Here is a 13,338-nt window from a genome sequence, read left to right as displayed (position 1 = left end):
ATCCATCGAAATTGATCCTTTGTCGCCATGGGCCAAATTGCCGAGAATCCAGCCTTCACCTGCCATAAATACGCCTGAAATGACCCACCTCCAGAAACTGCTTGCCGCCTGCCTTCCGCCCGAAGCCGTTCAAACCATCCATGAACAGATGTACGTTCATCCTGGCCTGCAGCAGGCTGCCTCGGGCAGCGTGAGCCGCGCGGAACTGGCCCAGGCACTCAATATGGCGCTGTTTCACGGCCTGGTGCAGCGGGTACCGGCCGGGCAGGACTACATCGCCAGCGACGTGCTGGGCCAGCAGCGCAAGGTGGTGTTTGACCACGGCGCGCTGCGCACCGTGCGCTGGCCCAGCGGCGCGCTGCCGGCCGGCGAAGCGGCCTTCACGCGTGTGCTGCGCCCGCTGGGTTTTGAACTGCAGGGCACTTACCCGCTGCCGCGCCTGAAGATGACGGGCCGGGCCTACAGCCACCGCGATTTCCCCGAAGAGATCGCGCAGTTTTTTGTCTCCGAGCTGCACCCCGAGCAGTTCTCCGCGCCCTTCCAGTCGGCCGTCACGCGCGTGCTGTCGACTTCGCGCGACCCGCTGGGCCCGCAGGATATTGCCGACCTCGAGCAGCTCACGCGCGACGGCGTGCTGCCGCTGGCGCAGGCGCTGCGCCTGCTGCCGCAGCTGCTGCAATGCTTTGACCGCCAGCACGGTGTGTTCGCGATGGACGATTACGAACTGCTGCTGGCCGAGTCCGCCGAGATGGCCTGGATTTCCACCGAGGGCAATGCCTTTAACCATGCGACCGATCGCGTGGACGACGTGGATGCGGTGGCGACTCGCCAGCGCGCGCTGGGCCGGCCCATCAAAGACAAGGTCGAGGTCTCGGCCAGCGGCCGCGTGCGCCAGACGGCCTTTCGCGCCGCAGGCGTGCAGCGCGACTTCATCACGCCCGAAGGCCGCGTCTCGCGCGAGGTGCCCGGCTCGTTTTACGAATTCATCACGCGCGACGCACTGCAAACCGCCGGCGCGGCCAACGACCCGGTGCAGCCGCGCCTGGACCTGGCTTTTGACGCCGGCAACGCCACCGGCATTTTTGGCATGACGGCCGCCCGCGCATGACCGCCGCGCGCGGGCCGCTGCGTCCGCTCTACGCGCAGGCCAGCGGCTCGCCGATACGTGCCATGCTGGCGCTGGCCGGCCGCGAAGGCATGGTGTCATTGGCCGGCGGCCACCCCGACCCGGCGCTGCTGCCGGCCGAGTGGCTGCGCGAATCGCTGCTCGAGGTAGCGGGCACGCTGCAAGGCCGCAGCCTGCAATACGGCGCGACCGAAGGCCTTGCAGAACTGCGTGAGGCCAGTGCGGCCTTGCTGACGCAACGCGGCCTGGCGGCGCAGGCGGAGGATGTGCTGATCACCACCGGCTCGCAGCAGGCCATAGACCTGCTCGCGCGCGTGCTGGTGGAGCCCGGCGAAGGCGTGGCCGTGGAATCCTTTAACTATCCTGCGGCGCTGCAGGCTTTCCGCTTTGCGGGCGCACGCCTTGTCGAAGTGCCGACCGATGCGCAAGGCATGGATGTCGACAAGCTTGAAGCCCTGCTTCAAGCCCAAAGCCCGCGCGTGCTTTACGTGGTGCCGAATTTCGCGAACCCGACCGGCGCCGTGATGCCGCTGGCGCGCCGCCTGCGCCTTCTGGAACTGGCCGCGCAATACCGCGTGACGTTGCTCGAAGACGACCCCTACGGCGAGCTCTGGTTTGGCGCGCCGCCGCCGCCTTCGCTCGCGCAGTTGAACCAGCAGGCCGGCTCGCCCGCGCAGGTTGCCTATATGACCAGCTATTCCAAAGTGGTGGCCCCGGCGCTGCGCCTGGGTGTGCTGCTTGCGCCGGCCGAGATCGCGCGCGGCGTGGTGCTGGCCAAGCAGGCGGCCGATGTGCACAGCGGCTCGCTGGAGCAATTGACCTTGACGGCCATGCTGGCCTCCGGACGCTTGGCATCGCACCTGGACATGCTGCGCCCGGCTTATGCCGCCAAAGGCGATACGTTGGACCAGGCATTGCGCACGCATTGCGGCGGCCTGCTTGAATTTGACAAGCCGCAAGGCGGCATGTTCATATGGGCAAAGCTCTCCAGCGCACTGCCGCTGCTGCCCACCCAGGCCTGGGTGGACTTCGGCCTGGCCAACCAGGTGCTGGTGGTGCCCGGCGCCGCCTTCAGCATCAGCGGCGCCGCACAGCCCTGGTTGCGCCTGAGTTTTGCCAACCCCGCGCACCAGGCGTTGCGGCAGGGCGCCGAACGCCTGGGCCGCGGCCTGCGCGAGCTCGCCAGCCCACACTGATTTCAAGACACACCAAGAAAGGACTTCATCATGAGTCACGCCAACGACGTTTCATTCCTCTTCAAAGCCCTGGGCCTGAGCGCCGACCTGGCCAGCAAGGCGGCCTCGGCCATCACGGTGGCCACGCCCGTAGACGGCAGCCAGCTGGCCCGCGTGGCCGTGCACAGCGCCGCCGAGGTGGACAGCGCGCTCAACGCCGCCCAGCAGCGCTTTCTCGAATGGCGCAATGTGCCCGCGCCCAAGCGCGGCGAGCTGGTGCGCGCCTTCGGCGAAACCGTGCGCCGCCATAAGGCCGAACTGGGCCAGCTGATCTCGCTGGAGACCGGCAAGATCCTGCAGGAAGGCCTGGGCGAGGTGCAGGAAGTCATAGACATCTGCGAATTCGCGGTCGGCCTCTCGCGCCAGCTTTACGGCCTCACGATTGCCAGCGAGCGCCCCGACCACAAGCTGCTGGAAACCTGGCATCCCGTGGGCGTGGTCGGCATCATCTCGGCCTTTAACTTCCCGATGGCGGTGTTCGCCTGGAATGCCGCGCTGGCCCTGGTCTGCGGCAACACCCTGGCCTGGAAGCCTTCGGAGAAAACACCGCTGTCGGCCATCGCGCTCAACGGCCTGCTGCTGCAGACGGCCAAAGACCTGGGCCTGGCCACCGAGGGCCTGAGCGAGCTGCTGATAGGCGAACGCGCCACCGGCGAGGCGCTGGTGAATCACCCACATGTGAAACTGGTCAGCGCCACCGGCTCCACCGCCATGGGTAAAAACGTAGCGATGGCCTGCGCGGGCCTCTTCAAGCGCTCGCTGCTGGAACTGGGCGGCAACAACGCGGCCATCGTCGCCCCTTCGGCCAACCTGGAACTCGTGGTGCGCGGCGCGGCCTTCGCGGCCGCCGGCACCGCCGGCCAGCGCTGCACCAGCTTGCGCCGCCTGATCGTGCACCGCTCCATCTACCCGGAACTGGTCAAACGCCTGGTCGCCGTGTTTGAACGCCTGCCCATAGGCAACCCGCTCAAAGACGGCACGCTGGTCGGCCCGCTGATAGACGGCCGCGCGTTCGACGCCATGCAGTCTGCCCTGGCCGAAGCCAAAAAGCTGGGCGCCCAAGTGCACTTCGGCGACAAGCAGCCCGGCGAGGGTACGGCCCACTATGTGCGCCCCGCGATTGTGGAACTGAAAGAGCAGGCCGGCCCCATGCTGCACGAGACCTTCGCGCCCATCCTCTACGTGGTGCCTTACGACAGCTTTGAGGACGCGATCGCGATGAACAACGCGGTGGCGCACGGCCTGTCATCGGCCGTCTTCACGCAGGACCTGCGCGAGGCCGAGCTCTTCACCTCGGCGCGCGGTTCGGACTGCGGCATCGCCAACGTCAACATAGGCACCAGCGGCGCCGAGATAGGCGGCGCCTTCGGCGGCGAGAAGGAAACCGGCGGCGGCCGCGAGTCGGGATCGGATTCGTGGAAGGCCTATATGCGCCGCGCGACGAATACCGTCAACTACGGCTCAAGCCTGCCGCTGGCCCAGGGCATACGCTTTGATATCTAGGGCCTGAGAGGGCTGGTATCAGTAGGCCGCGCCGGGCGCGGCCGGCTGCACGGCGCCGGATGGCACAAGATCCGCCGCCAGGCGCCTGGCGGCATTGGCATAGACCAGGACGTCAACGCCGACAGCCACAAACGTGCAGCCCAGCGCGAGGTAACGCCTGGCCAGCGCCGGGTCCGAGGTCAGCGTGCCGGCGGCCTTGCCCGAAGCGATGATGGTTTTCATGGCCTTTTCGATTGCGGCCTGCACCTCGGAGTGGCCGGGCTTGCCGCGGTGGCCCATGGAGGCGGCCAGGTCGGCAGGGCCTATGAAGACGCCGTCCACGCCCTCCACTGCACAAATCGCCTCCAAATTGCCCAGGGCCGTCACGGTTTCCGCCTGCACCAGCAGGCAGACTTCGTCGTCCGCTGCGTCGAGGTAGTCGGTGCGCGCGCTCCAGCGCGAAGCACGCCCCACGGCGCTGCCAACCCCGCGTATACCCAGCGGCGGGTAACGTGTGGCGCTGACCATGGCGCGCGCCTGCTCGGCCGTGTCGACCATGGGGATCAGCAGGTTGTGCGCGCCTATGTCCAGCAATTGCTTGACCAGTGGCACCTCGCCGGCCACCGCGCGCACCACGGGCTGTGCGCGGTAAGGCGCCACGGCCTGGAGCGCAGCCAGCGTGCTGCGCACATCGTTGGGTGCATGTTCGCCGTCGATCAACAGCCAGTCGAAGCCGGCCGTGGCGCTGACCTCGGCAAGGTAGGGATCGGCCATGGAAAGCCACAGACCGACCTGGGGCCGGCGGGCAGCGAGAGCGGTTTTGAAGGGATTGTTGGCGGGCATGGAGGTGTCGGGTCCGGAAATAAAAGGAGCGGCCGGGCCGGCTCAAGCCGCCACGAGGTGATGGGCGGGCAAGGTGCCGGTGGCCAGGTAATCCACGATGTTACGCGCGGTGATGTTCGCCACCTGCAGGGCGGCGTTGCGGGTGACGCCCGCGACATGCGGCGTGAGCAGCACATTGGGCAGGGCCAGCAGCGGGTGGCCGGCAGGCAGCGGCTCGGTGTCAAAGGTATCCAGCCCAGCACCCTCCAGCTGGCCGGACTGCAAGGCCTCCAGCAGCGCGGCTTCGTCCACGACGGGGCCGCGCGCCGTATTGATGAGCAGGCTGCCGCGCCGCATGAGCGACAGTTCGCGCCGGCCTATCAGGCCGCGTGTGCGTTCGGTCAGCGGGCAGTGCAGGCTCAGGATGTCGACCTGCGCCAGAAGGCGGTCCAGGTCGGGCTCCGTGGCATGGCTGTCCGCCTGCCCATGGGGGCGCAGCACCAGCACCCGGGCGCCGAGCGCGGCGGCGAGTCGCGCCGTGCTGCGGCCTATGCTGCCGTAGCCCACGATGCCGACCACGGCACCGCGGAAATCGCGCCCTTGCCAACTGCCGTCGGCCCAGCGGCCGCCGCGCACCATGTTGTCGAGCAAAGGCAATTGCCGTGTGAGCGAGAGCATGAGCGCCAGCGCGTGCTCGGCCACGGCATCGGCATTCGCGGCGGGCGCCACGGCGACGGCAACGCCGCGCTGGCGGGCGGCGGCCAGGTCCACGCCGTCCACGCCCGCGCCGTTCTTGGCGACGATCTTCAGCGCCGGGGCGGCGGCCAGCACGCGCGCCGAAATGGGCTTGGAGCCCCGTAGCACCACAGCCTGCGCGCCTGTGGCCGCCAGCTGAGCCGCCAGTACGTCTTCAGTTACGGGATCGGGCAGAAAAGTGATCTGCCCGCCCGCGCCGCGCACGATGTCTTGCGCGGACGGGGCCCAGTGGGCGGCGGTGACGAGAACCTGGAAGTTGGAATCCATGGGCTCAGTCTATGCGGATGCCGCTGGCGGTAATGAGCTTGCCATAGCGGTCCCATTCGTCCTGGGTAAAGCGGGCCAGGTCTTGCGGCGGGCCGGGCTGGGTCCGCACGCCCAGGTTGCCGAATTTTTCCAGAACGTCGGGCTGTTTGAGCACGGCGACAAGCGTCGCGTTAAGGCGGCTGATGACTTCCTTGCTGGTCTTGGCGGGTGCGTACAGCGCATACCAGGCATTGACCTCAAAGCCGGGGTAGCCCGCCTCCGAAAAAGTGGGGACACCCGGCAGCTCGGGCAGGCGTGAGGGCGCCGCGACGGCCAGGGCCCGGACCTTGCCGCCCTTGATCAGCGGCGCGGCGCTGGTCAGGGTATCCAGGATCATGTCGAGCCGGCCGCCCAACAGGTCCATGGTGTGGGCGTTGCCGCCCTTGTAGGGCACATGGCTGATCTGGATATGCGCGCTCTGCTTGAACAGCTCGGCCGCCAGATGCAGCGGGGAACCGTTGCCGGCGGAACCATAGTTCAGCGTATTCGGCTGGCGCCGCGCGGCTTCGACCAGCGAGCGCAGGTCGGTGTAAGGCGATTCCTTGGCGACGATCAGCACCATGGGCACCACGCCTATGGTGCCCACGGGCGTGAAGTCGGCGATGGCGTCATAACCGGGCTTGGCATAGAGGTGCGGGCTGACGGCGTGGCTCGCCAGCGAGCCCAGCACCAGGGTGTAGCCGTCGGGAGCGGCCTTGGCCGCCGCGGCGGTGCCGATGGTGGTGCCGGCGCCGGGGCGGTTGTCGATGATGACCGGCTGCTTGAGGCTCTCGCTCATCTTTTGCCCCACCAGGCGTGCCACGGCATCGTTGGCGCCGCCGGCGGGGTAAGGCACCAGCAGGGTCAGCGGTTTGTTGGGATAGTCGCTTTGCGCGTGGGCCGCAGGGCCCAGCGCGCAGGCGGCCAGGGCGGCCAGCAGCAGCAGCATGCGGCGGGCGATGCGCCGCACGGCGGGAGTAAGGCTTGGCATGGTCATTGTCTCCTTGTGTATTTTTCAAACAGTCTGGCGCTTCGAGGGCATTTCAGGCGGATCGCCTCGGCCGGCCCTCCGGCCGCTTGCCATGTGCCGCCCCTCGGGCAGCCCCTGGCGGGATGCTTGATGCGCAGTCGACAGCTGTTGTGCCGCTCAGCTGACGATGCCCAGGTGCCAGGGCACAAATTCGTGGTCGCCCAGGCCCAGCGCCTCGCTCTTGGTCGGCTCGCCCGAGGCGTGGCGCAGGATCTCCTCAAAAATCCGCCGGCCCATCTGCGCGACGTCGAGCTCGCCGTCCAGGATGGCGCCGCAGTTGATGTCCATGTCTTCTTCAAGGCGTTTGAACATCGGCGTGTTGCTGGCCAGCTTGATCGTGGGCGCCGGCTTGGAACCGAACATGGAGCCTCGGCCCGTGGTGAAACAAATCAGATTGGCGCCGCTGGCGATCTGGCCGGTCGAGGCCACCGGGTCGTAGCCGGGCGAGTCCATGAAGACAAAGCCGTTCTGGGTGATGGGCTCTGCATATTCATAGACCGCCTGCAGCGGCGTGGTGCCGCCCTTCATGGCCGAGCCCAGCGATTTCTCGAAAATATTGGCCAGCCCGCCGGCCTGGTTGCCGTGCCCCACCACGCCGTTGAACTGCGCGTTGTGGCCCGCCGTGTATTTTTCCCACCAGGCCAGCCGGTCCAGCAGCTTCTGCCCCACTTCGGGCGTGACGGCGCGCCGGGTGAGCATGTATTCGACGCCGTGGATTTCAGGGGTCTCCGACAGGATGGCGGTGCCGCCGTGGCGCACCAGGATGTCCATGGCCGCACCCAGCGCCGGGTTGGCCGTGATACCCGAAAAGCCGTCCGAGCCGCCGCACTCCAGGCCTATCTTCAGGTGGCTTGCCGGCACAGGCTGGCGCCTGGCCGCATTGGCTTCAGGCAGCATCTCGTAGATGGCGGCGATGCCGGCTTCGATCGTCGCGCGGGTGCCGCCGACCTCCTGCATCACCATCGTGCGCATCAGCTTGCTGGTCTCCAGGCCCTGCGACTCCACCAGCGACGAGACCTGGTTGCGCTCGCAGCCCAGGCCGACGATCAGCACACCGGCCAGGTTGGGGTGGCGCGCATAGCCGGCCAGGGTGCGGCGCAGCACGTCGAAATGCTCGCTGGGTGAAGACATGCCGCAGCCGCTGGTCTGCGCGAAGGCCGCCACGCCGTCCACATGCGGAAAGGCCGCCAGCCGCTCTGGCGTGAAGTGGGCCGCGATGTTCTTGATGACGGTCGCCGAGCAATTGACCGAGGACAGGATGCCGATGAAATTGCGGGTGCCCACGCGGCCGTCGGGGCGCACAAAACCCATGAAGCTGGCGCGCTCGGCCTGCGGCACATAGTCCACCGGCCGCACATCCTGCCCGAAGGCCGGATCGCGCTCAAAATCCACCAGCGCYATGTTGTGCGAATGGACGTAGTCGCCCGCCTCGATGTCGCGAGCGGCCACACCGATCACCGTGTCGTACTTCAGGATGCGCTCGCCCTGCGCGATGCGGCGGGCCGCGATCTTGTGTCCCGCCGGCACCTGCGCGCGCACGCGCGCGCCGATTTCCGGCAATTCCTGGCCCAGCGACAGCGCGGTTTTGGCGACCAGCACGTTGTCGTTGGCGTGCAGGCGGATCAGCGGGCTGACGGTGGGTGAAGTAGTGGAAGTGGTGATGGCGGTCATGGTTGCGTTCGGCGTTTGACGCGGAGCTCCTAGCTCTTCATCAATTCCTTGAGCTTGAGCTTGTCGATCAGGGTGGTTTCTTTCTGGTACATGGCGGCCACGTATTTTTCGTAGTCGGGGCCGTCCAGGTACAGCACGGGCGCATCTATCCTGTCGGCCACCTGCTTGAACTCGGGGCTGGCCACGGCCACGCGAAAGGCCTCGCGCAGCTTCATGGCCACGGCCGGGTCCAGGCCTTTGGGCGCGCCTATGCCGTTGGGCGCATCGACCACGACGTTGTAGCCCAGTTCCTTGAGCGTGGGCGCGTCCTTGAACCGCGAAGCGCGGCGTTCGCCCCAGGTGGCCAGCAGCCTGAGCTTGCCCGCCTCGACGTGCGGCGCCCAGGAACTGGAATCGGCCAGCAAGTCCACATGCCCGCCGAGTACAGCCTGCAGCGCCTCGGCGCCGCCCTTGTAGGGAACATGGTTGAACTGGATGCCCGCGGCCAACGCGAACTCTTCCATGCCCACATGCGTGGCGCCGCCGACGCCCGCGTGGGCATAAGTCAGCTTGCCGGGGTTGGCCTTGGCAAAGGCGACGAGCTCCTGCAACGACTTGAAGCGCGATTCCGCGGGGACGGCCATGCCGAAAGTCTGGCCCGAGGTGCGGGCCAGGTAGGTCAAATCCTTGAGTGGGTCCAGTTGCAGGGTGCCCAGCTGCGAAAAGCGCGTGACGGAAATCGGAACCTGGCCGATGGTGTAGCCGTCGGGCTTGGCGGAGGCCATGGCCCGGGTGCCGATCATGCCGGAAGCGCCCACCTTGTTTTCCACCGCGATGGCCTGGCCCAGCACGCGCGAGGCGACCTGGCACAGGGCGCGCATGGACTGGTCGGCGGTGCCGCCCGCAGGCCAGGGGCAGATGAAAGTCAGGGGCCGCTCGGGATAGCCCTGGGCTGCGGCAAGCAAAGGTTTGGTCAGCGCCGCGGCGCCAATCGCGGCACTGCCGATCAACAGGCTGCGGCGCCTGACACTGAATGAAGAAAGGGAAAGCGAAGGGGAAAGCCGGGGGGACGGTTTCATGGGGTTTGTCTGCCTCTGGGTGGACGCTGTCAGCGCGTTGGCGACAGCGATTGCTGCCCCTTGTCGCGTTTTTTTGTTCCCCGATTCTTGTCGGCTTCCTCATAACAATCCAATCGAATTTCAGAATCACTTCATAACCTTTCGGTTAACATGATTCATGACCCAGATAGACCGCGCCCTGCGTTCCAACATCAAGCTGCGCCATTTGCAGCTGCTGGTGGCGCTGGACCAGTTCCGCCACCTGGGCCGGACCGCCGAGTTCCTGTCGGTCAGCCAGCCCGCCGTCTCAAAAATGCTCTCCGAGGTCGAGAGCATGCTCGAGCTCACCCTGTTCGACCGCTCTACCCGAGGGACTGAACCGACTTCCAGCGGCCAGGCGCTGATCCGGTTTGCCCGCTCGGTGCTGGCCGAATACGAGCACACGCGCGACGAGATTGCCGCCGTGGCCAGCGGCGCGGCCGGACGCACACGTGTGGGCGCCATGGTGGTGGCCATGCCGGTGCTGCTGGCGGGCGCCGTCAAGCTGCTCAAGCAGCGTTCAACCCTGGCGACCGTGCTGGTCGAGGAAGGTGACCTGACGCGGCTGTTGCCCCGGCTGCGCATGGGCGAGCTGGACCTGTTCGTCGGCCGCCTGGAGCCCGGCTACGCCGCCCCCGACCTGGTGACGGAGGCGCTGTTCGACGAGCCCATGGTGGCCGTGGTCAAACACGGCCACGCGCTCATGCGCCAGAAAAAAACGGGCTGGAACGACCTGGCCGGCATGCCCTGCGTGCTGCCACCGCCCTGGGCATCGCTGCGCGTGAAGCTCGAACAGACTTTCTTTCGCCACGGCCTGAACCCGCCCAGCGACATCATCGAGACATCGTCCTTCCTGGCGCTCAGCACCTTTGTGCAGCAGCGCGACGCGGCCGGATTCCTGGCGCGCTCGGTCGCCCTGCACTTCCAGCGGGAAGGTTTGTTCGACGTCCCGGCTATCGAGGTTCCGATCGAACTGCCGCCCATAGGGCTCATCACCGTGCGGGGCCGGCGCTTGACGCCCAGCAGCGAGCAGTTGATGGCCTGCCTGCGCCTGACCGCGGAATCCATCCGGCAATCCGATCCGCAGGCCAAGGCTCGCGGGAACCGCAAACCGATGCGGGTCCGTGTGACTCCTTCCCCCGCTGGGGGAAGGTAGGGATGGGGGCCTGCGGCGGATGATTCATCGCAGCCCCAAATAAGGCCGAGGCCCCCATCCCAGCCTTCCCCCAGCGGGGGAAGGAGCAAGATTCAGACTTCGCTGAAATCCGGCTTGCGCTTGCCCAGGAAAGCCGAAAACGCCTCGCGCGCAGCCGGCTCACCCAGCATGCGGCCGAAACTCGCGCCCTCTTCGGCCATGCGCTCGGCGACCAGGGTGGCATTGCCCTTTTTCATGAGGCGCTTGGTTTCCATTAGCGCGCTCAGCGGCTTGGCCACCAGTTTTTGCGCCTGCCTTTGGGCCAGCGCATTGGCTTCGGTGGGCGGCACGATGCGGTTGATCAAGCCGATTTCGAGCGCAGTCTCGGCCATGAAGGGCTCGCCCAGCAGCAGCGCCTCGGCCGCGCGCGGGTAACCCATGAGCTGCGGCACCAGCAAGCTGGACGCCGCCTCGGGGCACAGGCCCAGGTTGACAAAAGGCATGGAGAACGCGGCGTTGTCGCCCGCATACACCAGGTCGCAATGCAGCAGCAGCGTGGTGCCAATGCCGACAGCCGGGCCGCATACAGAAGCCACCAGCGGCTTGGGAAAGCTGCTGATGCCGCGCAGGAAGCGGAATACCGGCGAGTCCTGCGTTGCGGGCGGCTTGTTCAGGAAATCGGCAATGTCGTTGCCGGCCGAAAAAATCGTCTCATGGCCCTGGATCACCACGGCGCGCACCGCTGCGTCATGCTGCGCGGATTCAAGCGCGTCGGCCATGGCGCCGTACATGGCGGAGGTGATGGAGTTCTTTTTGTCCAGGCGGTTCAGCGTGATGGTCATCACACCGGCGTCGACGTGGCTCAGGATTTCAGGGATAGGGGTGGAAGTGGTCATGGTGTTTTCCGTTGAGACGCCAAGTGTAGGGGCCTGAGAAGTCGCAGTTATTCTTTGTAGTAGACGACCTGCGTGCTCGTGGCGAGCAGCACGCCGGCTTCGCTCCACAGCTGCGCGCTCTGGTCAAAAAAGCCGTTGCGAAAGACCTGCGCTTTGGCCTGGCCCAGCAAAAAGCCATCGCCGCATTCGGCAAGCTGCCGGCTATCCGCATGGAAGTAAGTCGTGATGGAGACCGTGCCGGCCGGCACGCGCGTGGCGCGGCGCAGCCAGACGCGCGGGTAGAACACATCGGACATGGCAGCCAGCGCCGGAAAGTCCAGCGGGCGCGGCGGGTCGTCGCGCACCCAGAGCTGGGTCAGGCTGTCCACGCCGCTGCCGTCCCAGACTTGTGGGATCGCGCCGCGCACCGGTCGCATGTCGTAGCGATTCGTCCAGGCCGATGTGGCAAAGCGCAGGCGGCCTGTCGCATCGGCCAGGGCCACCGCGGGCATGGGCGTGTCGTTAAGGCTCCAGGTTTCGCGGCGCACGGCCGTGACCGCCGTGGCCGTCATCACGGCGCCGGCGGCATCGCCATCCTGCGACAGCTCCACCGTCCAGTGCTGGGTGGAGCGGTTGGTGCGCGCCGGCCTGGCCGTCACGCTGAAAGGCCCCTCGGCCATGGCCGCCGCGTAGTTCACCGTGAGCGCCACCGGCTCGCCCAGCAGCGCCGGGTGCAGCAGGATGGCGCGCAAGGCCGTGGCTGCGGTGGTGCCGCCGAAAGGCCCCACCATGTTCCAGTACTCGGGGCTGCTGTGGCCCAGCCAGGTGTCAGGCCGGTCGGCGCCGGCGGGTTCAAGCCGCAGCGCCTGGTCAAAAGAATGCATGCTTGTCATGCCGGCAAGTTTGCACGAACTTCGCGGCTCAGGCCGTCGTCCTGGCGACGCCAGCCATGCCCTCGATGATTTGCTGGGCACGCGGCCACAGGGTGTTGTTGAACTGCTCGCGGAAGAAACCAAAATGGCCTATGCGCTTGACCTTCAAGTCCGCCGGCGCGATGCGCTCAAAGGTGCGCGGCGCATTGGCATAGAGGTTGATCAGGTTTTGTGTGCCGCGCCAGGTCATCAGCTCATCATCGGTGATGGACAGCGCCGTGACCGGGAAGCTGACCTGGCCGTAACTCAGGCGCGCGCTTTCGCCCTCGGCGCCCACGCTGTACTGCGGGTTCAAACACCACTTGCGCCACTGCAGCATCACGCCGGCCGGCAGGTCGCCCACCTTGCGCAGCGTGCGGCCCGGGAAGTAGCCAAAGAGCCGCGTCGCCAGCGGCACCAGCACGTACCAGAAATACAGAATCATGCGCCGCAGCTGCGGCGCGTTGTCGCGCCAGTAGCCGCTGCCGGCCGCGATGCTGACCAGGCCCGCGACCTTGTGCTGATTCTTCAGAAAGCCCGGCAGTTGCGCGCCCAGGCTGTGGCCCAGCAAATAGAGCGGCGCATCGGGCAAGGCTGCCTTGGCCGCATCGACCACGGCCTCGTAGTCGTCGGCCCAATCGAGCAGGTCGGCCTTGAAACCACGCAGGCTGCCACTGGCTGTGGCCGGCAGCGAGTCGCCCGAGCCGCGGTAGTCAAAGGTCGTGACACGAAAACCCTGGCTGGACAGCCACTGCGCAAACGGTGCGTAGTAGTGCTGCCGCACGCCCATGGCCCCGCCAATCACCACACTGGTGTGGGCGGCTTGCGTGACGTCGTAGACCCGCAGCGAGAGCTGCGCGGAGCCGGTGGACAGAGTCTGGATTTGCATAAAACCTCCAAAAAGATCAGCAATCACCGTTCACACACTGACCCT

At 66.8% G+C, this 13,338-nt stretch carries 12 protein-coding genes; 4 read left to right on the top strand and 8 right to left on the bottom strand.

Features of this window, described 5'->3' with window-relative positions; all coding sequences use genetic code 11:
- Window positions 1–79: 79 nt before the first annotated feature.
- From AC1DXS_RS10465 to amaB, 3 genes are read left to right on the top strand one after another with little or no spacing between them, the layout of a single operon-like run.
- Window positions 80–1,108: a 2-oxoadipate dioxygenase/decarboxylase family protein gene (locus AC1DXS_RS10465; RefSeq protein ID WP_477737447.1), complete on the top strand. Its 1,029-nt coding sequence runs from the start codon at window positions 80–82 to the stop codon at window positions 1,106–1,108.
- Window positions 1,105–2,322, top strand: coding sequence for an aminotransferase-like domain-containing protein (locus tag AC1DXS_RS10460; RefSeq protein WP_477737446.1), 1,218 nt, complete (start codon window positions 1,105–1,107; stop codon window positions 2,320–2,322). The genes AC1DXS_RS10465 and AC1DXS_RS10460 overlap by 4 nt, the downstream gene beginning before the upstream one ends.
- A gap of 30 nt (window positions 2,323–2,352) precedes the next feature.
- Window positions 2,353–3,864, top strand: coding sequence for an L-piperidine-6-carboxylate dehydrogenase (gene amaB, locus AC1DXS_RS10455; RefSeq protein ID WP_477737445.1), 1,512 nt, complete (start codon window positions 2,353–2,355; stop codon window positions 3,862–3,864).
- Between the two features lie 18 nt (window positions 3,865–3,882).
- On the opposite strand, the gene hpaI is transcribed toward amaB, so the two are convergent.
- From hpaI to AC1DXS_RS10430, 5 genes are all read right to left on the bottom strand, one after another.
- Window positions 3,883–4,686, bottom strand: a complete 804-nt coding sequence (gene hpaI, locus AC1DXS_RS10450) for a 4-hydroxy-2-oxoheptanedioate aldolase (RefSeq protein ID WP_477737444.1) — start codon at window positions 4,684–4,686, stop codon at window positions 3,883–3,885.
- 42 nt (window positions 4,687–4,728) lie between these two features.
- On the bottom strand, window positions 4,729–5,688 hold the full coding sequence (locus AC1DXS_RS10445) for an NAD(P)-dependent oxidoreductase (protein ID WP_477737443.1): 960 nt from the start codon (window positions 5,686–5,688) through the stop codon (window positions 4,729–4,731).
- A gap of 4 nt (window positions 5,689–5,692) precedes the next feature.
- Window positions 5,693–6,697 (bottom strand): Bug family tripartite tricarboxylate transporter substrate binding protein, encoded by a 1,005-nt coding sequence (locus AC1DXS_RS10440; RefSeq protein ID WP_477737442.1) that lies wholly within the window; start codon window positions 6,695–6,697, stop codon window positions 5,693–5,695.
- 156 nt (window positions 6,698–6,853) lie between these two features.
- Window positions 6,854–8,407: a UxaA family hydrolase gene (locus AC1DXS_RS10435; RefSeq protein ID WP_477737441.1), complete on the bottom strand. Its 1,554-nt coding sequence runs from the start codon at window positions 8,405–8,407 to the stop codon at window positions 6,854–6,856.
- 29 nt (window positions 8,408–8,436) lie between these two features.
- Window positions 8,437–9,465: a tripartite tricarboxylate transporter substrate binding protein gene (locus tag AC1DXS_RS10430; protein WP_477737440.1), complete on the bottom strand. Its 1,029-nt coding sequence runs from the start codon at window positions 9,463–9,465 to the stop codon at window positions 8,437–8,439.
- A gap of 157 nt (window positions 9,466–9,622) precedes the next feature.
- Between AC1DXS_RS10430 and AC1DXS_RS10425 the strand changes: the two genes are divergently transcribed.
- On the top strand, window positions 9,623–10,639 hold the full coding sequence (locus tag AC1DXS_RS10425; protein ID WP_477737439.1) for a LysR substrate-binding domain-containing protein: 1,017 nt from the start codon (window positions 9,623–9,625) through the stop codon (window positions 10,637–10,639).
- A gap of 92 nt (window positions 10,640–10,731) precedes the next feature.
- Here AC1DXS_RS10425 and AC1DXS_RS10420 read toward each other — a convergent pair whose 3' ends face one another.
- Genes AC1DXS_RS10420 through AC1DXS_RS10410 form a run of 3 tightly spaced genes read right to left on the bottom strand, consistent with a single transcriptional unit; the run spans window position 10,732 to window position 13,293 of the window.
- Entirely contained in the window at window positions 10,732–11,514 is a 783-nt protein-coding gene (locus AC1DXS_RS10420) for an enoyl-CoA hydratase (protein WP_477737438.1), read from the bottom strand.
- A gap of 47 nt (window positions 11,515–11,561) precedes the next feature.
- A complete protein-coding gene (locus AC1DXS_RS10415; protein WP_477737437.1) occupies window positions 11,562–12,386 on the bottom strand; it encodes an acyl-CoA thioesterase in 825 nt (274 codons plus the stop codon).
- Window positions 12,387–12,414: 28 nt separating this feature from the next.
- Window positions 12,415–13,293 (bottom strand): alpha/beta hydrolase family protein, encoded by an 879-nt coding sequence (locus tag AC1DXS_RS10410; RefSeq protein WP_477737436.1) that lies wholly within the window; start codon window positions 13,291–13,293, stop codon window positions 12,415–12,417.
- Window positions 13,294–13,338: the final 45 nt, after the last annotated feature.

The sequence above is a fragment of the Polaromonas sp. P3_B1 genome, assembly GCF_056402935.1.
Note: the sequence above shows the minus strand (reverse complement) of the source record. Positions and strands in the feature narration are given on the sequence as shown.